The sequence below is a fragment of the Hoeflea sp. CAU 1731 genome (assembly GCF_039888615.1).
In the GTDB taxonomy this organism is placed as follows: Bacteria; Pseudomonadota; Alphaproteobacteria; order Rhizobiales; family Rhizobiaceae; genus Flavimaribacter.
Genome location: NZ_JBDQQS010000004.1, coordinates 1 through 24,463, shown reverse-complemented (window position 1 = coordinate 24,463; position 24,463 = coordinate 1). Strand labels below are relative to the sequence as shown.

Annotated in this window: 23 protein-coding genes and 1 pseudogene; 12 read left to right on the top strand and 12 right to left on the bottom strand. The window is 59.9% G+C overall.

Annotated elements, in window-relative coordinates; all coding sequences use genetic code 11:
- Positions 1–11: 11 nt before the first annotated feature.
- Genes AAFN47_RS08200 through AAFN47_RS08190 form a run of 3 tightly spaced genes read left to right on the top strand, consistent with a single transcriptional unit; the run spans position 12 to position 2,394 of the window.
- Positions 12–278: a hypothetical protein gene (locus AAFN47_RS08200; protein WP_499808727.1), complete on the top strand. Its 267-nt coding sequence runs from the start codon at positions 12–14 to the stop codon at positions 276–278.
- Positions 279–325: 47 nt separating this feature from the next.
- Positions 326–1,156: an alpha/beta fold hydrolase gene (locus AAFN47_RS08195; protein ID WP_499808726.1), complete on the top strand. Its 831-nt coding sequence runs from the start codon at positions 326–328 to the stop codon at positions 1,154–1,156.
- Positions 1,153–2,394, top strand: coding sequence for a CaiB/BaiF CoA transferase family protein (locus AAFN47_RS08190; RefSeq protein ID WP_499808725.1), 1,242 nt, complete (start codon positions 1,153–1,155; stop codon positions 2,392–2,394). Before AAFN47_RS08195 ends, AAFN47_RS08190 begins: the two co-directional genes overlap by 4 nt.
- On the opposite strand, the gene AAFN47_RS08185 is transcribed toward AAFN47_RS08190, so the two are convergent.
- The 5 genes and pseudogenes from AAFN47_RS08185 to AAFN47_RS08165 form a co-directional block, all read right to left on the bottom strand.
- On the bottom strand, positions 2,387–3,250 hold the full coding sequence (locus AAFN47_RS08185) for an isocitrate lyase/PEP mutase family protein (RefSeq protein ID WP_499808724.1): 864 nt from the start codon (positions 3,248–3,250) through the stop codon (positions 2,387–2,389). The genes AAFN47_RS08190 and AAFN47_RS08185 overlap by 8 nt on opposite strands.
- 289 nt (positions 3,251–3,539) lie before the next feature.
- Positions 3,540–4,271 (bottom strand): SDR family NAD(P)-dependent oxidoreductase, encoded by a 732-nt coding sequence (locus AAFN47_RS08180; RefSeq protein WP_499808723.1) that lies wholly within the window; start codon positions 4,269–4,271, stop codon positions 3,540–3,542.
- Positions 4,272–4,373: 102 nt separating this feature from the next.
- Positions 4,374–4,856, bottom strand: a complete 483-nt coding sequence (locus AAFN47_RS08175; RefSeq protein WP_499808722.1) for an isocitrate lyase/PEP mutase family protein — start codon at positions 4,854–4,856, stop codon at positions 4,374–4,376.
- Between the two features lie 91 nt (positions 4,857–4,947).
- Positions 4,948–5,163: pseudogene (locus AAFN47_RS08170) on the bottom strand (isocitrate lyase/phosphoenolpyruvate mutase family protein); the annotation flags it as partial.
- 99 nt (positions 5,164–5,262) lie between these two features.
- Entirely contained in the window at positions 5,263–6,009 is a 747-nt protein-coding gene (locus AAFN47_RS08165; protein ID WP_499808721.1) for a maleate cis-trans isomerase family protein, read from the bottom strand.
- A 249-nt stretch (positions 6,010–6,258) separates the two neighbouring features.
- On the opposite strand from AAFN47_RS08165, the gene AAFN47_RS08160 reads away from it, so the two are divergent.
- Complete coding sequence (locus AAFN47_RS08160) at positions 6,259–6,999, top strand: GntR family transcriptional regulator (RefSeq protein WP_499808720.1); 741 nt, start codon at positions 6,259–6,261, stop codon at positions 6,997–6,999.
- Positions 7,000–7,011: 12 nt separating this feature from the next.
- Here AAFN47_RS08160 and AAFN47_RS08155 read toward each other — a convergent pair whose 3' ends face one another.
- The 6 genes from AAFN47_RS08155 to AAFN47_RS08130 are packed head-to-tail and all read right to left on the bottom strand — an operon-like array spanning position 7,012 to position 12,355.
- Entirely contained in the window at positions 7,012–7,890 is an 879-nt protein-coding gene (locus tag AAFN47_RS08155) for an MBL fold metallo-hydrolase (RefSeq protein ID WP_499808719.1), read from the bottom strand.
- 6 nt (positions 7,891–7,896) lie between these two features.
- A complete protein-coding gene (locus AAFN47_RS08150) occupies positions 7,897–8,724 on the bottom strand; it encodes an SDR family NAD(P)-dependent oxidoreductase (RefSeq protein WP_499808718.1) in 828 nt (275 codons plus the stop codon).
- 12 nt (positions 8,725–8,736) lie between these two features.
- Positions 8,737–9,447, bottom strand: a complete 711-nt coding sequence (locus AAFN47_RS08145; RefSeq protein ID WP_499808717.1) for a GntR family transcriptional regulator — start codon at positions 9,445–9,447, stop codon at positions 8,737–8,739.
- 2 nt (positions 9,448–9,449) lie between these two features.
- Entirely contained in the window at positions 9,450–10,361 is a 912-nt protein-coding gene (locus AAFN47_RS08140; protein WP_499808716.1) for a polysaccharide deacetylase family protein, read from the bottom strand.
- 20 nt (positions 10,362–10,381) lie between these two features.
- A complete protein-coding gene (locus AAFN47_RS08135) occupies positions 10,382–11,128 on the bottom strand; it encodes a maleate cis-trans isomerase family protein (protein ID WP_499808715.1) in 747 nt (248 codons plus the stop codon).
- 24 nt (positions 11,129–11,152) lie between these two features.
- A complete protein-coding gene (locus AAFN47_RS08130) occupies positions 11,153–12,355 on the bottom strand; it encodes an FAD-dependent oxidoreductase (protein ID WP_499808714.1) in 1,203 nt (400 codons plus the stop codon).
- Positions 12,356–12,678: 323 nt separating this feature from the next.
- Between AAFN47_RS08130 and AAFN47_RS08125 the strand changes: the two genes are divergently transcribed.
- The 6 genes from AAFN47_RS08125 to AAFN47_RS08100 all read left to right on the top strand — a co-directional run bounded on the left by AAFN47_RS08125 (position 12,679) and on the right by AAFN47_RS08100 (position 19,285).
- Positions 12,679–13,596 carry a branched-chain amino acid ABC transporter permease gene (locus tag AAFN47_RS08125; protein ID WP_499808713.1) on the top strand — a complete coding sequence of 306 codons (918 nt, stop codon included), beginning with the start codon at positions 12,679–12,681 and terminating at the stop codon, positions 13,594–13,596.
- 1 nt (position 13,597) lies between these two features.
- Complete coding sequence (locus tag AAFN47_RS08120; RefSeq protein ID WP_499808712.1) at positions 13,598–14,527, top strand: branched-chain amino acid ABC transporter permease; 930 nt, start codon at positions 13,598–13,600, stop codon at positions 14,525–14,527.
- Positions 14,524–15,318, top strand: coding sequence for an ABC transporter ATP-binding protein (locus tag AAFN47_RS08115; RefSeq protein WP_499808711.1), 795 nt, complete (start codon positions 14,524–14,526; stop codon positions 15,316–15,318). Before AAFN47_RS08120 ends, AAFN47_RS08115 begins: the two co-directional genes overlap by 4 nt.
- On the top strand, positions 15,311–16,054 hold the full coding sequence (locus AAFN47_RS08110) for an ABC transporter ATP-binding protein (RefSeq protein WP_499808710.1): 744 nt from the start codon (positions 15,311–15,313) through the stop codon (positions 16,052–16,054). The genes AAFN47_RS08115 and AAFN47_RS08110 overlap by 8 nt, the downstream gene beginning before the upstream one ends.
- Positions 16,055–16,079: 25 nt before the next feature.
- Complete coding sequence (locus tag AAFN47_RS08105) at positions 16,080–17,264, top strand: ABC transporter substrate-binding protein (RefSeq protein ID WP_499808709.1); 1,185 nt, start codon at positions 16,080–16,082, stop codon at positions 17,262–17,264.
- A gap of 77 nt (positions 17,265–17,341) precedes the next feature.
- Positions 17,342–19,285 carry a TRAP transporter permease gene (locus AAFN47_RS08100; RefSeq protein WP_499808708.1) on the top strand — a complete coding sequence of 648 codons (1,944 nt, stop codon included), beginning with the start codon at positions 17,342–17,344 and terminating at the stop codon, positions 19,283–19,285.
- 55 nt (positions 19,286–19,340) lie between these two features.
- On the opposite strand, the gene AAFN47_RS08095 is transcribed toward AAFN47_RS08100, so the two are convergent.
- Positions 19,341–20,303: a TAXI family TRAP transporter solute-binding subunit gene (locus AAFN47_RS08095; protein WP_499808707.1), complete on the bottom strand. Its 963-nt coding sequence runs from the start codon at positions 20,301–20,303 to the stop codon at positions 19,341–19,343.
- Positions 20,304–20,538: 235 nt separating this feature from the next.
- On the opposite strand from AAFN47_RS08095, the gene AAFN47_RS08090 reads away from it, so the two are divergent.
- Together AAFN47_RS08090 and AAFN47_RS08085 are read left to right on the top strand one after the other, a co-directional pair.
- Positions 20,539–22,257, top strand: coding sequence for a thiamine pyrophosphate-requiring protein (locus AAFN47_RS08090; protein ID WP_499808706.1), 1,719 nt, complete (start codon positions 20,539–20,541; stop codon positions 22,255–22,257).
- 603 nt (positions 22,258–22,860) lie between these two features.
- Positions 22,861–24,282, top strand: a complete 1,422-nt coding sequence (locus AAFN47_RS08085) for a sensor histidine kinase (protein ID WP_499808705.1) — start codon at positions 22,861–22,863, stop codon at positions 24,280–24,282.
- Positions 24,283–24,463: the final 181 nt, after the last annotated feature.

Genomic DNA, 24,463 nt, shown 5'->3' with positions numbered 1-24,463 from the left:
AGCCTCGAACCATGACAGGTCGCTGGCATGTCATGCGCGTCACCATTCCGCCGGGCGAGGATCCGGTTCTGGCGGCCAGTACGCTTCGCCGGGTCGAGGCGTGGCTTGCGACGCATCACAGGCCAGTGGCGCTGTTTTCACCGTCCGGAAAGCCGCGCAGCCGGCACGTCTGTTTCGCAGCGCCGGCCGAGCAGGCGGACAAGGCTCTCGCTTTCCGCATGTTTTGCCGGGAACTCGGTCTGGAAGGCCGGATCGTTCAGTGGAGGATCGACGCCTGAGCCGCCATTCGGCGCCGGCGTCGGAAATATCCGGATAGGGAGGAACCATGCCAGTCGCGCGCATCAACGGTCACACCATGTATTACGAGGTCCATGGCAAGGGGCCGCCCGCCATCTGCATGGGCGGCTGGGGCACCTATTGCCACGGCCAGCACCATCACCTCGCCCGCAGCCTCAAGGACAATTATCAGGTCGCGATCTTCGATCACCGCGGCATCGGCGAATCGGATGACGATGCTTCCATTACGCCCAGCATGCAGCTCTACGCCGGAGACGTCGCCGGATTGCTCGACCATCTCGGCTGGAGCGACGTGCATGTCGTCGGCCTTGTCGGAATGGGCGCCTGCATCGGCCAGGAACTGGCGATCGGCCGGCCGGACCTGGTGCGCTCCATGGTCAACATGGGAACCTGGGCGAAACCCGACGCGCTCTTCCGCCACCAGATGGAAATGCTGCGCGACGTTCATCGCGAGATGGGGTGGGAGGCGTTTCAGAAACTGGTTTGCCTGTGGTCTTTCGACGAGGACTATTACCTCGCCAATCATGAACGCATTCTCGGGCCAGAGGGACCGTGGCGCGAATTGCGCGATCGTTTTGAGGCCCATGACAGACTCATTCAGTCGTGCCTTTCGCACGACGTGACGGATCGGCTCGGACAGATTTCCGCGCCCTGCCTCATCGTCCATTGCCCGCTCGACACTGTCACCGGGCCACGGCTGACGAAGCCGATCGAGGCGATGATACCAAATGCGCGCGGCTATGTGCTCGAAGGGGCCGCCCACGTGGTGGCGGGCCCGGAGATGCGCAAGCGCTTTTCCGATGTTCTGGGTGAATTCCTCAACGAAACTGACAATGCAATGGAGGTGGCGACGCGATGAGTGCGAGATTGACAGGCAAGGCGCGGACGGCGACGGGTTCAGGCCCGCTATCCGGAATCCGGGCAATCGAGGTCGGCCAGCTTCTAGCCGGTCCCTTCGTCGGCAGCCGGCTCGCCGATTTCGGCGCCGAGGTTATCAAGGTCGAGCCGCCGATCAAGGGCGATCCCATGCGCGACTGGGGTCACCATCGCTATAACGGCCACGGCTTGTGGTGGCCAACTCTGGCGCGCAACAAGAAGTCGGTGACGGCCAACCTGCGCGATCCGCGCGGCCGCGACCTGTTGCGGCGACTTGCCGCCGAGGCGGACGCCATGGTCGAGAACTTCAAGCCCGGAACGCTGGAGAAATGGAATCTCGGGCCGGACGAACTGCACAAGGAAAACCCCGGGCTGGTGATTGCCCGCGTCTCCGGTTTCGGCCAGACCGGCCCCTATTCGGAGCGGCCGGGATTCGCCAGCGTCGGCGAGGCGATGGGCGGAATCCGCTATATCAATGGCTTTCCCGACCAGCCACAACCGCGTTTCGGCATCTCGCTCGGCGACACGCTGACGGCGCTTTTCGCATTTGAGGGTCTGCTGATGGCGCTTTACTGGCGCGACGCCGGCGGCGGCGGAAAGGGACAGGTCGTCGACGCGGCGATTGTCGAAAGCTGCTTCTCGATGCTCGAAAGCACTCTGCCCGAATATGACAAATGCGGCGTCGTCCGCAAACCGTCCGGAACGGGCCTGCCCAATGTGGCGCCGTCGAACATCTATCCGACCAACGACGGCAGCTATATCGTGATCGCCGCCAATGTAGACCCGATGTTCCGCCGGCTTTGCGCCGCCATGGGCCAGCCTGAACTGGCCGAGGATCCGCGCTTTTCCACGCATCTGGCGCGCGGCGATCACGTCGAACTGCTCGACGGCATGATCGGCGAATGGACGAGCACGCTGTCGCCAAAAGACCTCGGCGCAATTCTCGACGAGCACGGCGTCGTCTATGGGCCGATCAATTCAATCGCCGAAATCGCCGAGGACCCGCATTTCAAGGCCCGCGACATGATCTTGCGCGTCGAGGACGAGCGCTTCGGAGACATCGCTGTTCCCGGGATCGCGCCGAAACTCTCCGAAACGCCTTGTGAGGTCAATTGGCTCGGCCGCGACGAGCCAGGCAAGGATAACGAGGCGATCTATGGCGAACTGCTGGGGCTCAACACAAAGGCCCTGTCAGAGCTGACCGATGAAGGCGTTATCTAGCCTTCTCCAGCTTCTCCTCGAAGGCCCATATTTCGGGGAAGCCCATGAGTTCGTTGAACCTGGAAAAATCATAAAGCTCGACGGCGTCGGTGGTTTCGCCGTTGGCTTTCAGATCTCCGTACGCCTTTTCGAGCGCGGCGCCCATTGAGAGAAAGCCGATCGCAGGGTGGATGCCGATCGCATATCCCAACGCCTTCAGCCGGTCTTCCGACAGGGTCGGGGTCAGACCGCCATTGACCATGTTGGCGAACAGCGGCGCGTCGATTGCCTCGGCGACGCGCTTCATCTCGTCTTCGCTTTCCGGCGATTCGACGAAAACCACATCAGCGCCAGCCTTCGCGAAGGCCTGGCCGCGTCTGATCGCCTCGTCAAGCCCGTAGCCGGTGCGGGCGTCCGTCCTTGCTATGATCAGGAAATCGTCGCTTTGCCGGCTCTCGACAGCCGTCTCGATCTTGAGCAGCATGTCGTCCAGCGCAATCACGCGACGATTGGGCGTGTGCCCGCATTTTTTCGGAAATTCCTGGTCTTCGATCTGTATTGCGCTGACCCCGGCGCGTTCGTAGCCGCGAACGGTGTGACGGACATTGAGGGGGCCGCCGTAACCGGTGTCGGCGTCGGCGATGACGGGCGTTTTCGTCCGCTCGGCGATGCAGGCGATACGGTCGATCATGTCGGTGTAGGTGGCAAGCCCCGCATCTGGCAGACCGAGATAGGAGGCCACGGTTCCGTAGCCGGTCACGTAAAGCGCCTTGAAACCCATCGAATCGGCGATCAGCGCCGAAATCAGTTCAAATACGCCGGGTGCGGTGATGAACTCACCAGTTTGCAAAGCTCTCCTGAGGGCAGGATCGGCCATTGAGGACATTTCTCCAGTTTGATGTATTGCATGACAGGACGCTCGCCGCCCCACCGGCGGCTACGTCGAATTTGCCCCGTACCTGCCACGGCGATGAACTAATTGTCCAGACCAATTTTGTGATTTTGGAAATCCCCACCATTTGCAATCATGAGAATTCTCCAATCCTGACTGGAAATGGACCTCTTTATCCTGGGTCGAACGCTCGCCATTGCCATGGTCCGCAACCACGCGGCTGTCCCGGATCTTGTCATAAAGCGTTTGCGCTGCCGGTTCCGATACTCCAACCTCACGGCATGTATGCGCCGCCATTGACCCAAAGCACCTGGCCGGTCATGTAGGCGCTGTCAGGTCCGAGCAGAAAGCGGATCGGCCCGACAATGTCTTCCGGCTCGGCGACGCGCGCGAGCGGGATGACGCTGACATATTTTGCGAGATCGACTTCGATTTCGGCGGTTTCTTCGGAGATGCCCGTGCCGCCGTGCGAGAACGCCGTGTCGACGAATCCGGGCGCCACGGTGTTGACCCGCACCTTCGGAGCACATTCGAGCGCCAACGTGTTGGCAATGGCCATCAGGCCGGCTTTGGCCGAAGCGTAGGATACGAAGCCGGGGCGAATGTAACGGCCGAGGCCGGAGGCGATCATGACCACGCTGCCGCCATCGGACATCAATGGCATAATCGTCTTCGCCGACAGGAAGGCGCCCCGCAGGTTTCCGGAGACGACATTGTCGAAATAGTCCGTCGGCGTGTCGGCCACGGACTGGATCGAAGGATTGTAGCCGGCCAGATGGACATACCCGTCGACCGACGGCCAATGGTCGGCGAGTTCACGCGCAGCGGTGTTGATCGCCTCCTCCGACAGCACATCGATGTCGATCGTTCGGGTCGTGGGGCGATGGCGTTCGATGGATGCCGGAAGGTCGAGTACGACGACATCGTCCCCCGCTTCCGTCAGCGCCGCGACGAGGGCGCGCCCGATGCCCCCTGCCCCGCCAAGGATCGCGATCCGGCGGCTCATCGCACGCGCCGCCAATGCGGAAATTCGAATTTCCTGGCTGACGCTCGCATCGTTGTCATCTCAAACCTCTCCAGATGGACTGTCGCCCAATTCGCCTCTATTTCAGGCCGAAACGTATTTCTTTTCGAACTCCCAGATGTCCGGGAAGCCGAGCAGTTCGTTGAACTGCTGGAAATCATAGAGGTCGATCGCCTTGCTGGTTTCCCCGTTCCGGTAAAGATCCGTATAGGCTTTCTTCAGCGCCGCCCCCATGGACAGAAAACCGATCGCGGGGTGGATAGCGACCGCGAAGCCGAGAGACTGCAATGTGTCCGCAGACAACAACGGCGTCCGGCCGCCATTGACGATATTGGCCATCAGAGGCGCATCGATCTCATCCGCGACACGCTTCATTTCTTCCTCGGACTCCGGCGATTCCACAAAGACGATGTCGGCGCCAGCCTTCGCGAAGGCCTTGCCGCGTTTGATGGCCTCGTCGAGACCCAGACCCGTTCGCGCATCCGTTCTGGCGATGATCAGGAAGTCGTCGCTCCGCCTGCTGTCGATTGCGACCTCGATCTTGCGGATCATATCTTCCAGCGGCACGACCCGTCGGTTCGGCGTGTGGCCGCTTCTTCGGAAACTCCTGATCCTCGAGCTGGATTGCGGTGACGCCGGATTGTTCGTAGCCGCGAACCGTGTGACGGACGTTCAAAAGGCCGCCATAACCAGTGTCGGCGTCCGCGATGACCGGTGTTTTCGTCCGGCCCGCAATACTCGCTACACGGTCGATCATATCTGAATAGGTGGCGATGCCGGCGTCCGGAAGCCCGAGATAGGAGGCAACCGTTCCGTAGCCGGTGACGTAAAGCGCCTTGAATCCGACTTCGTCGGCGATTAGCGACGAAATCATATCAAAAACGCCGGGCGCCAGGATCAGGCCCCCGGAACGGATTGCATTTTTCAGAGCTGGATCGGCCATGGAGTTCACTCAATTCTTCCTGGCGTCACTTCAGTGGCAGGAAAGGAGGCGCCCGAATGACTGGAACCGGTCCTGCAGGCCGACGGCGCGCAGCATCGACCAGAAGGTCGCCTGATTGGAGGTGACAACCGGAACGCCCAGTTCAGACTCGAGGCTTTCGACCAGAGGCAGGGTTGGAAAATCGGTGCAGGTGACAAGAAGCGCGTCGCTGCCCGGAACAAAGGCCGCCCTTGCGTGTTCTGCGACGGCGTCAAGCGGCGTCTTCGCGATGCGCGGGTACTCGCTCGACCCGCCGGCGCCAATGCCGAGCCCGATCAGCCGCAACACCTCGAAGCCGTGGGCTTCCAGAAATTCGGTTTCATGGGCGTTCAGAGCGTCGGCATAGGGGGTTGCGACGGAAAGTTTGACCACGCCGAGCGTTTTCAGTGCGTCAACAATTGCGGCCGAGGTCGTGACGCATTGTCGACCGGTGCGCTCGCTCAGCCTGTCGGGCATTGACTGCGCTGGCGTTATCATGGAGCCGGCCGTGCAGGCATAAGCGATCGCATCGGCGCCGCACTGGCCCAGCATGCCGATCGCCGTATCGAGGTCGGCGTAGAGCGCAGCCTCGCCTGCTTCGGTGTGTGTATCGGAATGAAGGCGCATCCTGTGCGTATGGTAGGTGACGCCATCCGGGACCATGCGCGCCCACTCCGCCTCATTGACAGTGTTCGTCGGCGGAACAATGAGTCCGAGCTTGGCCCGGGCGGAATAAGTGGACTGGTGTTTTACGTTCATTGCCAGATGATCTATAGTTGATAATGACGAATTGGCAAAGGCGTGATCTATTTGTCCGTATCAATATTATCTTTGCAGTCTCGCGGCCACTGCCGTATCAGTCATCGAATTCGGTGGCCGGTTTCGGATCATTAACGAGATACAGGTGCAAACAGGAGCGATTCCGGATCTTCAGAGGAAGATCGCCATGGAGCAGTCACTCAAATGGAGCAGTCACTGAAAAAGAACAGTCCGGTCGAAGATAGCCAGATGAGCGACGAATCGTCCGGTCCCCGCTACTCCCGAATACAGAAGGAGTTGGTCGGCCGTATCGCAAATGGCGTCTATCCGGTCGGAAGGCTTATCCCGACCGAAGCCGAATTGGCTCAGGAATTCGACACCAGCCGCTTCACCATTCGTGAAGCGTTGCGATGCATGACGGAAGACGGCTATGTCGAGCGCCGTCAGGGAATGGGAACGCGGGTGATCTCGGCCAAGCCGCTGTCCGTCTACTATCAGTCTTTCGAATCTCTGCAGGAACTGTTCCAGATCGCGCTGGACACCTACCTCGTCGTTCTTGGCAACAAGACCGTGACTCTCGACGCGAAACTCGCCGAGAGGGTTGGCGGACAGGACGGCGAACAATGGATCCGCCTCGACGGCATACGCTGGACCGAACCCGGCGGCCGTCCACTCTGCTATATCCAGAGCTACATCCCGAAGCGGTTTGAAGCGGTGATCCCGGAACTGGCGACTTACCAGGGGCCCTTCTTCGATATCCTCGAAGGATATTCGCGCGAAACGATCAAGGAAACACAGCAGGAAATACGGGCGGAGGCCATGCCGCCGGAAATCGCCGCATCGCTGGGACTTCCCGCGGAATCGCGCTCGCTTCAGATCCTGAGGCGCTACATCACGGATTCCGGCGTGTTGATCGCTTCCTTCAACTGGCACCCGGCTGACCAGATGACCTATCGAATGCGTATCAGGCGAGGCCGGCAATCCGCGTAGCGGCTTCGGCGATCACACGAATACCGGCCGGAAACCGCTGACATCGTTTCCTTCAACGCGCATGCCGTGGCCGCCGCGCAAATGCGCGGGCAAGAGGATCGCGCCGTCTCCAGCGCATCGTTCCGCCAGTCTGCGGCGAAGCTCGCCGGCCTGTACGGCGTCGTGGCAGAAAGCGCTGCTCCAATGCGGTCGGAATATCTGGACCGGGGAATGAAACGCATCGCCGCAGAACAGCGCATGGCTTCCGTCGCCGCAATTCAGGTCCAACCCGATCTGGCCCGGGGAATGTCCGTGGAGAGGGATGATTTCCAGACCTGACGTCAGTTCGAAACCGTCATCGACCGCTTCGACGAGGCCCGCTTCCACAATCGGCAAGACGCTGTCCGCATAGCAACCATGATTGTGCTTGCCAGGTTCACGGCTTTCCAGATCACTCCAATGATCCAGTTCAGCTCGGCCCATGACATAGCGCGCGTTGGGAAATGTCGGCGTCCAGCGGTCGTTCTCGAGTTTGGTGTTCCAGCCGACGTGGTCCGCATGCAGATGCGTGCACATCACGATATCAATGTCCTCGGGCGCCAATCCGGCCGCGGCCAGGCGCGTCAAATAACCGGTGTTGTGTCTTTGATCCCAGTCTTGTCGGCGCGAGCGCGGTTTGTGCTCGCCGACACAGGTGTCGATGAGCACCGTCAATCCACTGATGTTGAGCACGAAGCTGTGCAGGCTCAACAGGATGCTGCCTGTCCCGAAATTTACGTGATCGGGAGCGAGTACTGCGGATTCACCGGCGAGTTCCGCCGGATCCCGGCCAGGCAGGAGGAAATCGAATGCAAGAACGAAGGGATCGAGGTCGACGATCTTGCTAACGGTGGCCGGGCCGAGCTTGAACATAAAACCTCACATGATGGATGGTCGTTCGACATGTGGCGATCGCGCCGCCACAGCCGCGGTTTCTGCGTCCAGGGCGTCGTCCCACAGCCGGGCGATGAACCGTGCGCCGGAGACGCCATTGGACGCGTCCGAACACAGCCAGCCAATCCCGCGGCGCATGATCGCCGGCGAAAGAAGGTTGCCGTCCGCGCCTTTCCTTGCAGGTCCCGGGGGGAGCAAATCGGTGTCGGCCGCGCCGCCGGGCAGATAGACATTGACGTCGACGCCCGTGCCTTCCAGGTCTTGCGCCCACACCCGCGAGGCCGCCTCAAGCGCCGCTTTCGAAGGTCCGTAGGGTGAGTATCCTCGCCTGACCATCGTCTGGTCGGACGTCGAGACGTTGACGATCTTGCCGAAACCATTCGCGATCATTGCGGGCGCAACGGCGCGCGCCATGTTGAAGGCTCCGTTGACATTGATATCGATGATCATCTTCCAGGATTGCGGATCGGCTTCCCAGAATTTGGTCGGCTTCGTGTTGAATGTCTCGCTGACAAGGCGCATGCCGCGACCGGCGTTATTCACCAGGACGTCAACGCGCCCGAAACGCGCAAGCGTCGCGGCCGCGACGCTTTCGGCAGCCTGCGGATCCGCAACGTCCGCAGCGAAAGCCAGAGTGCGATCGGTCGGCATGAGCGCCGCAGTCTCCTCCAGCGCAACAGAACCGGCGGATCCCGTGATGACCAGGTTCGCCCCGGCTTCCGAGAGTTCCAGAGCCATCTCCTTCCCGAGCCCACGAGAGCCCCCCGTTATGATGACAACACGTCCGTCGAGAGAAGGATGACGATAGCTCATTGGCGATTCCGTTTAACTCAGCGACATCGCCTTGCGACGTGGACGCGTGGAAAGGATGTGTCCGGACATCGCGGTTTCGGCCCACTCCGGATCGCGCGCCCTCAGGGCTGCGACAATGTCGCGGTGCTGGTTGTTGGAGCGCGCGATGTTGACCCGCTGCTCCCAGACGAATTGTTTGATCAATTCAAGCGGCAGCGAAACCGCCTGAGCGCTCAACGACTGCATCTGTATCGACCGGGTTGCTCCGACGATTGTCGTGTGAAAGCGTGTGTTCAGGTTGGCGAACAGCCGAACCTGAGCGGGATCATCCGTGTCTCCGATTTCGTCAATCTGATCGACGATGCGCTCCAGTTCGGCGATCTCGGACTCCGTGATCAGGTCGGCGGCGACGCGTGAGGCGTAACTTTCAAGCCGGGCCCTGATATTGAAGACGATCTTCAGTTCCTGGTAGGAGAAGTCGGCGACATAACGGTGCCTGTTGTCGGCGCGGGCCAGACCCTCGGCCACGAGACGGCGCAGCGCTTCGCGGACCGGCGTTCGGCTGGTCCCTGTCATCTGGGCAAGCGCTTCCTCCGGAAGGTGCGATCCGCCAGGCAGGGCGCCGCTCAGGATCGCGTGGCGTATTCCCTGGTATGCCCGCTCCGCCGGCTTCTCGATCTCCTCGAGCTGGAGTTCACCTGCCAGAATGTCGGCCTCGGCGGAACGGCCATTTCCACTGAACATGCTCAACCTTTCGGGGGGATGTGTTCCTGATGATGGTCGAGATACCATGTAGCGATGTCCTCCCGTTTGGCAAACCAGACGCCATCGAACTGCTTGGCGTAGCGAATAAAATCCCGCAGGGCGCGAATTCGGAACGGTTGACCGATGACATGCGGGTGCAGGCCGATATTCATGAACCTCCCGCTCGTCTCGCTTTCCGCATAAAGCCAGTCGAACTGTTCCTTGAACATCTGGAAGCCGGTATCCACCGTCAAACCCTGACGAAGGAAACTGAAATCATTGACTTCGGATGTATAGGAGATCGACACCATCGGGCTTCCCGACCGGGTCTCCACCAGGTACGGCTGATCGTCATTGAGAAGGTCAGTGATGAAAAGCAGCTTCTCTTCAGCCAGTATGTCGATCGTATTGAGCGTGGAGCGCAGCGAACTCGACAACCAGCCCCTGGCCTTCTTGCCGACCGCCTGTTCGTAAACGTCCAGCGTGCGACGGATGACATCCCGTTCAGCGGCCTCGTCGAACATGTAGTCCGTCAACAGTTCATCCTGCACATAATTGTGGGCGACGATTTCCCAATCCCGCTCCAGCGCCGCGTCAATGACTTCGCGGCGCTTGAGCGCCATTTTCGCGTTCATTGTGCAACTGGCTGTGACGCCTTCGGCGTCGAATACGTCGAACATCCGCCAGACGCCGACCCGCTGCCCGTATTCGCGCCACGTGAAATTCGGATTGTCGTAGACATTGCCGGGCAGATTGCCGCCGACGATACCCGGCCCGCCCGGGTAATAGGGCTTGTCGGACTGCTGCACCGGATCCCAGTACTCGAAATTGATGGTCAGAAAAATCGCCAGACGCTGGTCGTTCGGCCAGCGTAGAGGCTTGCGTTTTGATATCGGCACATAATCGTAGTGCATGGCGAACTCGCGCTCCGTCTTCAGTGATGGGTCAGCAGCGACCCGAAGCCCTGAATCTTGTCTTCGATGCCGTTCATTCGCAGCGCATGCCAGTAGGTCGCCGTGTTGATCGCGATGACCGGCTTGTCAAGCCAGAACTCCGCAATTGCTCCGACACGCGCCATCGCGAGATTGGTTCCGGCCTGGACGATGGCCTCGACGGAAGGATCGTTGACCTCGATGATGGCGTCACGCAACGTCTGTTCGCTTTCATGGGCGATCAGCATCGGGCTCTTGCATTTCAAACCCTTCACGGTCAGGACTTCGTAGCCGCAGTCGGTGAAGAACTTGCGAACCTGTTCATCGCCGATCGGCATATAGGGCGTGATGACCGCTATCCGCTTGACGTCGCCCATCTTCGACAGGGCGGCCTGGCAGGCGTCTGAGCCCATGGCGACCGGCATACCCGCCCGCTCCTCGACTTGAGCCTTCAGCGTGTCGGCGCGTTCCTTGCCGTCCCAGAACGTTTCCGCGGACATGCCCATTATCATTGCGCCGGGCGAACAGGTCTTGACCGCATCGATGGCGTTCATCGTCTCAGCGCGAATGCGCATCACAAGCTCATTGAAATCCTCGTCCGAATGGACCGGGTCATCCGGTATGATGATGCGCGAAAAGTGGTTGGTCACACCGACCGGGCGCATATCGTCGAATTCGGGTTGGACGGACGTGTTGGTCGATGGGGCGATTACGCCGAATTTCATTCGGTAGCCGAGACTGTCAGTCATGATCGTTGTCCTTGGTGGTAGAAACTATGCGACTTTTTCGAGATCACGCAGCGACTGGAGCATCGACGATCGCATAAGGTAATCCTTGTGCCTCACCGGATCGGCGGCTATCGCCCGCAAATCGTCATGGTACGTCCGGCGCGCCTCGGGGTCGTTTTCAGCCATGATCTGCCGGTTGCGCAGCGACTGGGACTGCACCGTGTCTATCGCCACCTTGCGGCGCTGCCGTTCATAACGACCGATGCTTTCCAATGGAGCGCCGCGCCACACGAGAACCAGTTTTTCGGTCAGATTGACGGCGTCATGAATGCCGCCGTTCATGCCCATGCCGCCCAGCGGATTGTTGAGGTGCGCAGCGTCGCCGGTCAGAAAAATCCGGCCCTGAACATAGGATTTTGCAACGCGCTGATGCACCCGGTAAGCGGTCGAGTGGACGACGTCGTAGCTGCCGGATTTCGGACAGAGTTTCTGAAGGCGCGTCTCCATGGTCTCGGGCGCCTTGATCTCTTCGTCCGTGAGATTCGGATCCGTCGGCAAAAGGACTCTCCACAGCGAAGGCGTCCGCAGAAGCACCGCCCATTCGTCCGGATCCGTCAGATAGGCAATGGGCGCCAGATCCGGGATTGCCTCGGCGAAGTCGAATTCCGTCGACATCGAGAGGAAGATCTCCGGAATGGTCAAACCTTCGAATTCGATGTCGAGCGACTTGCGGATGTTGCTGCGGGCGCCGTCGGCGGCGACCAGATAACGCGCGCGCATCTCCCCAATAGAGCCGTCAGGATAACCCACAGTTAGGGCAACACCGTCATCGGTTTGCGTCACAGACTGGCCTTCCAGTCCGTAGAGCAGTTCGATCAAATCGGATTGTTCGATCAATTCGCGCAGGTGCTCGGACAACTTCCACTGCTCGCATTGCAGCCGATAAGGATGGTTTGTCTCATCCTTCAGGAGCCCAAGGTCGAATTCGGCCACGACGCCCTCTGTGCGATCCCGAAACTGCCATTTCGGGCAGATCAGGCCGCGCGCTATGAGCTTGTCGGAAATGCCGAACCTGTCGAGCATGTCGAGGGTCGGAGGATGGAAAGTTGACGCGCGCAGATCCTTCGGCAGCGCTTCGTGGGCATCGATAACGGTGACGGGAATGCCTGCTTCGCCGAGACAGGCCGCAGTCACCAGACCGACCGGACCTGCGCCCACAATCAAGACCCGTTCCGCACTGTCCGACATTTCCACCTGCCTCCGCATATGCACTTGACAACCCTTGGGATGGCCAGCATTGTGTACAAAAGGTCAGGACAAATCAACTCCTGATTTTTTGAAATGCATATCAAATTAAGGGTGTTTTGACCGTCGGTCAGGATGGCCCGGAAACGCGAGAAACCGGTTCGGCAGAAGAGAATGTCCGTTTATTCTGGGAATTTGACGTGCTCTCCACGGATTCGCAGATCTGAAGTCGGGAACATGCGGCTTGTCCGTTTTTCCTTTGCGCCAGGCGAAGAAACTGCGATATTTGTGTACAAACATCACTCGATCGTCGAGGGATGTGGCTGATGCTTCTGGCTCAGCAACTTGTAAACAGCATCATGCTCGGCAGCGTGTACGTCACGGTGGCTGTCGCCTTTACCTTGACGATCGGAATTCTCAACTTCCTCAATTTCACGATACCGACGCTGTTCATGCTTGCCGGCATGATGGGTTGGGCGCTGTCCTATTACGGTCTGCCGTTCGGGTTGTCCGGACCGATGCCGTGGCCACTCGCCCTCGCGGTGGGAGTAGTGCTCGCCATTCTGGCCTCGCTGCTGGTTGAGCGGTTCACCTTTCGATATCTGAAGACGCGTTACGGCGACTCCACCGAACACGCCATTCCGCTGGTGAGTTCGCTTGGATTTCTGCTCATCCTCGAAAACCTGGTCCGGATCGGATATGGAACCGAGGAACGACGCTTCGTCGGGCCGGACGCCGATCTCACGCTAAACATCGGCGGTCTGTTCATTCGCGTTCCGCAGTTGATCAGCCTGTTCGTTACCGTTCTGATCGTGATCTTCCTGACGATGCTCATCCGACGCACGCGGATCGGTCGCGGACTGAGAGCGATCGCCGAAAACCCCGATGCGGCCAACATACTAGGCGTGGACACCAAACGCGTCGTCCCGGTGGTTTTCATGCTGACCGGACTTCTCTGCGGCCTGGCGGGGGCCCTTTTCGCGGTCAACTACGGTGAGGTCTCGCCGCTGATGGGCGAGGATATCGGCACGAAGGCGATTGCGGGAATGGTGATCGGCGGCCTCGGTTCGATCTGGGGCGCCGTGATCGGAGGACTGATTGTCGGCGTTCTCGAGCTGATGACCGTCCACTTTTTTGGCGCGGACACGGTTCAGGTGGTGGTCTGGGGCGCATTACTGCTCACACTGATCGCCTATCCGAGCGGGCTGCTCGGCCACAACGCCATCGGCAAGGGGAAACTCTGACATGAGCGGCTACATGTCGGGAATCCTGGCGATTCTCGCCATAAACATAATCTTCGCTTACGGTATTTATCTTTCTGTCGCCACCGGTCAGCTCAATCTCGGCGGCGCGGGCTTCCAGGCCGTTGGCGCCTATGCCGCCGCCTATCTGTCCGCCACCTACGGTTTTCCCGTCTTTCTGACGCTGCTGACCGGACTTCTGCTCTCGGGTGTATTCGGTTTCGCGATCGCATTGCCGATTCTGAGAACCCGAGGGGTCTATCTCGTGCTGGCCACGTTCGCCTTCGCCGAGGTGATCGCCGGAGCCTTGCTGAATTCGGAAACCTTCGGGGGCGCGATGGGCATTTCCGTTCCCGGATATGTCGAATGGTACGTACCGGTCATTATCGCCGCGTTCGTCATTCTGATCGTGTTCTACATCATGTCGACGCGCTTCGGCCTGAACATGCGCGCGATCCACGACGATGAGGAAGTCTCCGACCTGATGGGGGTGCCGGTCCGCAAGGTGAAGGTCATCGCCTTTTCGATGGGCGCGGCCCTGGCGGGTCTGTCCGGCGGTCTCTACGCGCATACGTTCACCTTCGTGGAAGTCCAGGGCTTCAACGCCATTCTCTCTATCTACGTGCTGCTTTACGTGCTGCTCGGAGGCACCCAGACCGCCTGGGGCCCACTTGCCGGCGCCACCTTCTTCACGCTGTTTCCAGAGGTATTGCGGGACCTGCTGCCGGCCACAAAAACCTTCCTCGTCAGCCTGTTCGGCAATGCTGAAAATGTCGCCCCACCTGACGAATCCTGGCGCTTTGTCATCCTGGGCTTCCTGACGGTTCTGATGATGGTGTTTCGCCCTGAAGGCCTTATCACCAGACCGATGCTCGCACATCTGCGGCTGCGCAGACCGGGCGCACGCGCCGCTGGCGGAGAGGTGCTGGAATGAACGCGGCGCTTCCCCTGCTCTCCGTAAAGGCCGTGAACAAAAGCTTCGGCGGACTGCAGGTGATTTCCGATGTCAGTTTCGACGTCGAACGGGGCTCCAGGATTGCGTTGATCGGGCCGAACGGAGCCGGAAAGACAACGATCTTCAATCTCATTTCCGGGGTTTATACGCCTGACAGCGGTTCCATCAGCTTCGATGGCGCGGATATTACGACTGTTCCATCGCGCAAGCGGATTGGCCTCGGCCTCGCCAGAAGTTTCCAGAACATTCGGCTGATGCCGCACCTGTCGGTGGTCGAGAACATCATGCTTGGCCAGCAATCGAACGCGACGCGTCTGGCCGACATGGCGCTTCCGCTGTTGGGCCGGTCACGATCGCGCCGCGAGGCAAAGGATCTGCTCGCCCGCATGGGGCTCGGAACCTTTCCAGGCGACGTTGTCGCGACATTGCCTTACGGAATCCGCAAGAAGATCGAGGTTGTCCGCGCGTTGGCGGCGAAGCCGAAGTTGCTGATGCTCGACGAGCCCGCCGCCGGCCTGAACCCTGCCGAAACGGCAAGCTTGCGGGATTTTCTCATCGCCATCTCGGAGACAGGCACGACGATTCTGATCGTGGAGCACGACATGGGACTGGTGCGAAGCCTCTGCGAGGATGCGGTGGTCCTCAATTTCGGCAGCAAGATCTACGAGGGCTCCACAAGACACGTTCAGGACGATCCGCAAGTGCTGGAAGCCTATCTGGGTTCGCGTCACGTGAAGGATCACGTTGTCGCCGGAGGTGAACATGCTTGAGGTCGAAACCCTCAACGTGACCTACGGAAGGACGCGAGCTGTCCAGTCGCTCGACATGACGGTTGGCGATGGCGAGGTCGTCACCGTTCTCGGCTCCAACGGCGCCGGCAAGACGTCGCTTTTAAGGGCCCTGCAGGGCGCGGTGGCGACAAGCGGCGGCCGTATCGTGTTCGACGGCAAGGACATGACCACGAAATCACCGGCGGCAAGGGTGAAAGCCGGGATGGTTCTTGTTCCGGAAGGCCGTCAGATTTTCGTGTCGATGACCGTGCATGAAAACCTGCTGATGGGCGCGTACCTGCGTCGGGACGACGGCGTCGAGAAGGATCTGACAGAAATCTACGACCGGTTTCCAAATCTCGCCGAAAGACGCCACATGAGCGCAAAGACGCTTTCAGGCGGCGAGCAGCAGATGCTCGCCATCGGACGCGCGCTGGTGGGCAGACCAAGGCTGATCATGCTTGACGAGCCCTCTCTCGGCCTGTCGCCGCTCTACGTCGATCGGCTGTTCAATCTTCTGGGTGAACTCAACAAGGGCGGCATCGCCATACTGCTCGTCGAACAGAACACGAGCATGGCGCTGGACATCGCATCGCGCGGATATGTCCTGGAGCTTGGCAGGAAAGTACTTGAGGACCGGGCGGAGGCCCTCGCAACAGACACGGCGTTGACCGAGGCCTATCTGGGAGGCAGTGACGGCGACGGATCAGCGCGTGTGCTCGAAGAGCAACCATAAAACAACGCAGAAAAGGAACTTCCAGATGAGAAAGAGAACTGCAGGTATCCTCGCCGCAGCCGCGGCTATCGCGCTCTGCGCCGGCCCGTCATGGTCGCAGGAAACCATCAAGATCGGCAATATCGTCGCAACAGCGGGCGTTCTGAAGAGCGCTGCCGAGCCGACAGTCGTCGCCGTGGATATCGCCGTCGACGAGATCAACGCCGCCGGCGGCATCAATGGCAAGCCGATCGAATTAATCCGCTACGATACAGGATCCGACCCGAAGCAGGCCGCAGTCGCCGCACGCTCACTGGCGCAGGACGACAAGGTGCTCGCCATCGTCGGACCATTCTCGTCCGGTGAAGCCTCGGTTGCGTTGAACGACGCCGAGCGCCTCAAGGTACTGATGATGCCGACATCATCCTCGGCGCCGGGCCTGACCGACGGCAAACGCTATGGCTGGCGCCTGTCTGAAGACGAGTTCAAGCAATTCGGCCGTCTTCTCGCCGCCATGAAGAAAGCCGGCATCAAGATGGACACCGCCGAGATCGTCTACATCTCGGAGGAAGTCGTTTCCAACGCCGCCGGCACCAAGCTCTATCCGGCGCTGCTGGAACAGGCCGGCATCAAACATGGCGATCCGATCCCGGTCCAGTACAAGAGCTTCGACCTCTCCGCCCAGGTGGCGAAGATCCTGCAGAGCAATCCGGACATCGTTGCAGTCGCCGCCCTGCCCGGATCGGCCTCCAAGCTGATTGCTGAACTGGACCGCCAGGACTATCAGGGCCGCGTTATCGGTTCGCAGATCTTCTCCGATCCCAATGTCGTCGAACTCTTTGGCCCCGCCGGCGACGGCACGCTGATGATGGCCGGTTTCTGGAAAGGAAGAACCCCGGAAAGCCAGGCTTTCAACGACAAGTTCGTCGAACTTGCCAATGAGCGCGGAATTCCGAAAGCCGGCGCTCACCATTCCGACGCACAGGCCTACGACACCGTCTACCTCATCAAGCAGCTCATGGAAGCAGCCGGAACCACCGGCGATCCGGACAAGCTGCAGGAAGAGCGCGAAGCGCTGGCCGACGGCATGAAGGGCATCCGCTTCAGCGGCATCCTCGCCGACGACGTCTGCTTCGACGGCAACGACGCGGAACTCGCCGGTTACGTTATCGAAATCAAGGACGGTGAGTGGACGAAGTTCGACGAAGCGCCCGCCGATACCTGCGACTGACAGCAGTCGAAAGAGAATCGCCCCTGCGCCGGGGCGGTTTTCTTCATGCTATGATCAAGTTTTAGCGGAGAAACGCCTTGGCTTTGAATCCGGTCAAACCCGCCTTTGAAGCACTGGTGTCGGCTTTTTCGTTTCTGGTTCCGGTGATCGCCGTTGTCTGGGTTTTGTCCGTTCCCCAGAGAATGGGGTTTCTGGTCTACCCCGAACAGGTTGCGGCCTTCATGCTGGGCGCAGCCCTGTTTGTCGTTTTCGCCCGTGACATGAGCGAGAAACGCCCGGCGCGGCAATTGCTCGATTCGGCTCTGGCCATCGCCTCGATCGGGCTCGGCATATATGTCTACATTCGCTTTCCCGTCCTGACGGAAGACGTCTACCAGTATCCCACCGAAGGCCTCATTCTCGGCATCCTCGTCACCATTCTGGTGCTTGAAGGACTGCGAAGGGTCGTCGGATGGACGCTTGTCGTCATTACCTTCCTGATGCTGCTCTATGCGCTCTACGGCGACTACGTGCCGGGCCCGTTGCGCGGACGCGGCATGGAATTTGGCGACGTAATGCGGTTCGTTGGCACCGACAGCGGAGGAACCTGGGGACCGGCCCTGCAGATCGCCGCCTTCGTCGTCGTCATCTTCGTGCTGTTCGGCGGCTTGCTGCTGGCGATCGGCGGCGGCGAATTCTTCACTCAGGCGGCGATGCGCGTCGCGGGTAGAGGCCCTGGAAACACGGCCAAGGTCGCGGTCGTCGCATCGGGTCTTTTCGGCTCCATTTCCGGAAGCGCCGTCTCCAACGTGATGTCGACGGGCGTGATGACCATTCCGATGATGAAGCGATCGGGTTTCAAACCCGCTCAGGCCGGAGCGATCGAGGCTGTCGCCTCGACGGGCGGTCAACTCGCGCCGCCGGTGATGGGAGCAGCAGCGTTCCTGATGGCCGAACTGCTCCAGATGCCCTACCGGTCGATCCTCCTCGCCGCCATCATACCGGCGATCATCTATTATCTTTCTATCTATGCGCAGATCGACTTCATCGCGCGTCGCGACAAGCACGGCGCTGCGGACTGGCTGGACCGGGAAACGATACGGTCCGTCCTGGCGAAGGGCTGGCTGCCCCTGATCGCGATTGTCGTTCTGATCGGAAGCATCTTCACGTGGAACAAGCGTGCCGAAGTGGCGGCTATCTGGTCCATTGCCGTTCTTGTCATCATATCCGGAAGTCTCTGGCTCGCAGGCAGAGGCAGACCGAAGCTCAGCCCGCGCGAGATCGCCGCCAACGTCACGAAAACCGGCGGCCAGATTTGCGACATTCTGCTGATTTGCGCGGCGGCCGGGATGATCATCGGCCTGTTGTCGGCGACCGGCCTCGGATTTTCCCTGTCCTTCTTTCTGATCGGTTTTGGCGGGAAGAGCCTCTTCGGACTCCTGGTGATAACGGGGCTCGTCGGGATCGTGCTGGGCCTTGGTCTGCCGACGACAGGCGTGTACCTGCTGCTGGCGTCAATGGCCGCCCCGGCGCTGGTGCAGCTTGGTATCGAGCCGCTATCCGCGCACATGTTCGTCTTCTATTACGGCATGCTGTCGATGATCACGCCGCCGATCGCGCTCGCCGCCTTCGCCGCGGCCTCGATTTCCGGCGCGCCGCAACTGCAGACTGGCATGCAGGCGCTGCGTTTCGGATGGGTCGCCTATCTCCTGCCCTTCCTTTTCGTCTACAAGCCGGGTCTACTGATGGAAGGCCACTGGTACGAGATCGCTTATGTCTTCGTCAGTTCTCTCACGGCGCTGCTGCTGGTTTGCGGCGGCATGGTCGGCCACGCCCTCACGCCGCTGCGCTGGCCCATTCGGGCGCTCTGGATCGTCGTGGGGCTGCTGATCATTGCGCCGTTGCGGCAGATCGGCCCGGCGTTTCTGGAATTCTCCGTCTCCGGCCTGGGCCTGGCGATCCTCGCCATCTACTTCATTCAGACCCGCACAGTCGCCGAAGCGGCCCGGGACGAGAAAGTGGCGACAGCTTCGGACACATGAAAAAACCGGGGTTGGAGCCCCGGTTTTCATCAGTTCGTTTGAACTGTTCTTCAGGCTATTGTTCAAGCCCCTGTTCCTTGAAGAACGCGATTGCCCCCGGATGATAGGGAATGTCGGCCTTCTTGCCGATCATCTGCGGGTTGAAGCCATTCCACAGCGGGCCTGTTTTCTTCAGATCATCGGCGCCTTCGTAGACGGCCTTGGTGACCGTCTTGATGGTTTCATCGTCGACATCCGCGTTGGCGAACAGCAGATAGTCGTAGGCGAACACCCGTGTAGGCTCGTCGAGGCCGGGAAGATCCTCATTGGCTTCCACCTCATACAGATAAGCGCCGGGCAAAAATTCCTGGACTTTCGCCAGCGCATCTTCCGGCACGGGCAGAAACTGGATATCGCCGAGCGACGCCTCGAGGTCGAATGTGGCCTGGGATCCCAGCGCCGCGATAGACACGTCGATGCGCTTGTCCTTGAAGGCTTCATACTGCTGCGGGAAATTGGCGATCGGAACGCTTTCCACGTCGTCATAGGTCAGTCCGCCGGAGGCAAGCGCCGCCCGCACCACGAAATCTCCCAGCGAGTTTTCCTTGTACCGCGGCACCTTGTGGCCCTTGATGTCGGCATAGCTCTCGATGCCGCTGGATTCCGCAGCGACCAGAGCCGCATAGAAAGGCATCATGGTGGCGACGAGCCTCAGGTTCTCCGACGGCTCGCTGGACATGCCGGTGCCTGTGACGGCGTAGTAGGTTTGGGGATAGTTGGCGATCGCCAACTCCACTTTGCCTGAATCCAGGAGCGGAATGTACTGTGAAGTATTGGCGCTGACCTGCGGAATAACCTGGAGATCGGTGTTCAGCGAGATCACCTGCGAAAGCGCGGTGCCAATCTGGCCGGTGGCCCCGCCCTTGGTTGTTCCCAGTCCGAGCGTCTGTGCCGAAACCGGCGCGGCCGCAAAGGCGGTGACTGCAGCAATCACTGCTGCGCCGAGAAGCTTGCGGCTGAAAGATGGTCTGTATGTCATCGTTGTTCCTTCCTCTTTCCCGATACCGGCACTTTGTGCCTCAGGCGTTATACTCCATAAGAGTAACCTACATGAGGCAAGTTTGTCATGACAAATTTTCCATCGTGCTGAATTGCACATATTCCCTGAATTCTAGCGTTTTCGAGATGTTTTACTGTGCTGATATGTTGGTTTTCACTTTAAATGTTGCCAGTTTCACGCATAATGTACTAACAAATCCAGGGAGGCTAGCAGCTTGAAAGAACCTGTCGAGAACACCGGGGAGACGCAAGGCGTGCTCGCCGCCGAAGCCTATCTGCAGGCGCTGACGAAAGGCGGCGTGGATTCGCTCTACGCTGTGGCCGGAACCGATTTTCCCTCGATCGTGGAAGCTTATGAGCGCGCGCCAATGACAGGCGCAAAGCTTCCGAAGGCGTTCACCGTGCCGCATGAGAACCTCGCAGTCGCCATGGCGCACGGCGACGCGCTGCGCAGCAATCGCCCGCAGGCGGCGATGGTGCATGTCAGCGTCGGCACGGCGAACATGGTTTGCGGGGCGTTGAACGCCATTCGCGACGGCGTGCCGCTGCTTTTAAGCGCCGGCCGAACGCCCCTGACCGAGGATGGCCCCGAGGGGACGCGGACCCGGTTCATTCACTGGGCGCAGGAAATGTTCGATCAGGGCGGCATGATACGCGAAGCTGTGAAATGGGATTTCGAACTGCGCCATCCCGAGCAGGTCGAGGATGTCGCCATACGGGCGCTCGACATTGCATCAACGCCGCCGGCGGGCCCTGTCTATCTTTCCCTGCCGCGCGAATTGCTGGCGGCGCGCGTCGCGCCTGATCGTCCCGACCGGGCCCGCAGCCGGGTCTCCGCCGCCGCTCCCGACAGCGAGGCGATCGCGCGACTGGCCGATGCGATCCGCAAGGCGGAATATCCGGTGATCGTCACGAGTAACGCCGGTCGCGAACCGGCGGCTGCCGCCCTGCTCGACGAACTGGCGCGCGCCTGGGCGTTGCCGGTTGTGCAGTTCAATCCCCGCTCGGTCAATCTGCCCTTCGACCATCCCATGGCTCTCGGCTTCGACACGAGAGATCTGTTGGGGGCAGCCGATCTTCTGCTGTCGATCGCCTGCGACGTACCGTGGATACCGAGGGTGACGCAGCCGAAGCCGCAGGGCGTCCTCTGGGAGATCGATCACGACCCGCTGTTTTCGCGCTACCCGCTCCGCAGCTTTCCCGCCGCGGAATCGATCACGTCCGGTCCGGCCGCGGCGCTCCGGGCCTTGTCGGAGGCGCTCGGCCATCCGGGACCGGCCGATCTGACCCGCATCGAGAAGAGGCGTCGCGTCGTCGGCCGGGAACGCGAGAAGCGCCTTTCGCCCGACAAGCTGGACATGGACCGGCTGACTGCGGAATCAGCGAGTGCGATCCTTGCAGCCCAGCTGCCGCAGGACGCGATCGTGGTCAACGAGTACTCATTCAAGACGGAGCTTGCACGTTTCGAGCGGCCCGGCCAGTTCTACGGTTTCACGCCGGCAGGCGGGCTCGGCTTCGGTTTCGGTGCGGCGCTCGGAATACAGGCGGCGCAGGCACGAGACGAACAGGCTCCCGGACCGGTCGTCGCCATGCTCGGCGACGGCGCATACATGTTCAACAATCCGGTCGCCTGCCACTGGGCGTCTGCGGCCCACAAATTGCCGGTGCTGGCGATTATCTTCAACAACGGCCGATGGGGCGCCGTCCGCAATTCGACGCTGGCCATGTACCCGCAGGGCGCCGCAGCCGCAGCCGACGGAATGTTCCTCGCCGACCTTTCGCCGAGCCCGGACTACGCCGCGATCTGCCGCGCCAATGGCGGACACGCCGAAACGGTGGGCGGAGTCGCGGATTTGCCCGCCGCGCTGGACCGCGCGCTGGCTTCCGTCGATGCGGGAACGCAGGCGCTTATTGATTTGAGGGTTGTCGGGTGACTTGGGAGTTCGTGAATGGGACTGCAGGTTTCAGGCCAAGTGCGACGTGCAACGGACTCATAAGCGTCTCACGTTCACGCTCTGCTTTTTCTAACTATTTGAGGAGCTTATCGAGAGATAGCTGACATTTCATTCCGGACAGATGGTTTACACAACGCGCATTTGGGGGACCCGAATGCCTTGGAAAGAGTGTAGACCAATGGATGAACGTCTCAAATTCAAATCCAGCCTGCTTGAAGGCGAGCAGATGGCGTCGCGCGGCGGCCCTATCGCCAGGCCAACAGGCTTCCCGTCCAGATCGAGCGCTGCATCCTCGGTCTCAAGCGCGAGCATTCATCCTGGGGCGCGCCAAAGATCCGCGATAAACTGATCCGGCAATACCCGATGATCAAGCAGCCCGCGAATCTATCGAAAGTTCTCAGAGACATGCCGGCTACTGAAAGTTGTACATGTCCGGGTAATAAGTGTTGGGTCGTGCGACATTGTTTAGATACAATGTCGCCAAAGGGGGTGCTAGGATATACCAATCACTATTGATGTTTTGCAGAATTTTAGGGGCCGGTAATAGGTAGCGCAATTGATTTTCTAAACGGCGGCGGAGAGATGGGGGCTCTGATCCGGGCGTTCGACTGGTCCGCAACACCTGTCGGACCTCCTGACGCCTGGCCGCAGAGCTTGCGGCTGACAGTCAGACTGGTGCTCAACAGCCAGCATCCGATGTTCATCTGGTGGGGCCCGGACCTTATCCAGTTCTATAACGACGGTTATCGAAAAACCATGGGCCCGGAAATGCATCCCTCAGCCTTGGGGGCAAAAGGCCGTGATAGCTGGGCGGAAATATGGGACATCATTGGTCCCCAGATCGAATATGTCATGGCCGGGAAAGGAGCCACCTGGAATGAAAACCAGATGGTCCCTATCAAGAGGCACGGCGGCGTGCAGGAAGTCTGGTGGACCTATGGATACTCGCCGATCGATCTTGACGACGCAGTAGGCGGTGTTCTGGTCGTCTGCACGGACGTAACCAGGCAACATCTCTACGCCGAAGAGCTCAGGAACAGATCAGAACTTATGGCGCGGCAATTTGAACACGCACCGGGCTTCATAGCAGTGCTGCGTGGCCCGGATCACGTCTTTGAACTGGCCAATGCGGCTTACCGCAAACTGATCGGCGACCGCAATGTAATTGGCAAGCCTGTGGTCGACGCGCTTCCGGAGATCCAGAAGCAGAATTTCGTCAATTTGCTGAACGAAGTCAGAGCAACCGGCAAGCCGTACGTAGGTCGGAGAATCCCTGCGTCTCTGGTATCGGACGGATCAGAAAGCACTCATTATCTGGACTTTATCTATCAGCCCATCTTCGAACCCGACAACACCGTTAGCGGAATTTTCGTCGAGGGGCAGGATGTTACGGAACACGTGAAAATCGAGAAAGAGCTGACTGTCAAGAACAAGGAACTCGCTCACCGAGTCCGCAATGCCCTTACAATGGTTGGCGCCGTTGCCAATCAAACGCTGTCCGAGGCAGCTGGTGAAGAAGCAATGGCAGTTTTCCATGGCCGTCTCAGCGCCCTTGGGTCCGCTCAGGGCGCTCTGGCCGGCGCCAATTTATCCGGAGGTGCGCTTATTGACATCGTGGAGCTTGCGATCGCTCCGCACCGGCCAACGCCCGAGCGTATCATTATCCAGGGGTCGTCGATTGCAGTAGGATCCAGCCAGGCTCAATCGTTTTCACTGGCCATCCATGAACTTGCAACCAATGCCGCGAAATATGGCTCTCTTTCGACTAGCAATGGTAAAGTTGATTTGAGCTGGTCATCCGACCGCGGCCTGTTCCACTTGGAATGGCGGGAAAGTGGAGGACCTGCAGTACGCCAACCCTCGCGAACAGGCTTCGGATCACGGCTCATCAAGATGCTGGCTCAAGAGATAGGCGGAGAACTCGATTTGCGCTACGATACCGCCGGATTGTGGCTACGTCTTTCTGCGCCCGTAGATAAGCTTTTGAACTCCACTGGCAACTAGAGCATCGTGTGCTTTGAGTGAATCAGGGATGCTTCCAATTGTGCCGGCGGTGTGATTTTTTGGGTCGAGGAGATGATTCGATGACCCATGCACTTTCCAGTGACCTTCGCCGGCGTGTAACGGACTTCATTGCCAAGGGGCAGTCGCGCCGCGCGGCGGCCGAACACTATTCGATCTCGGC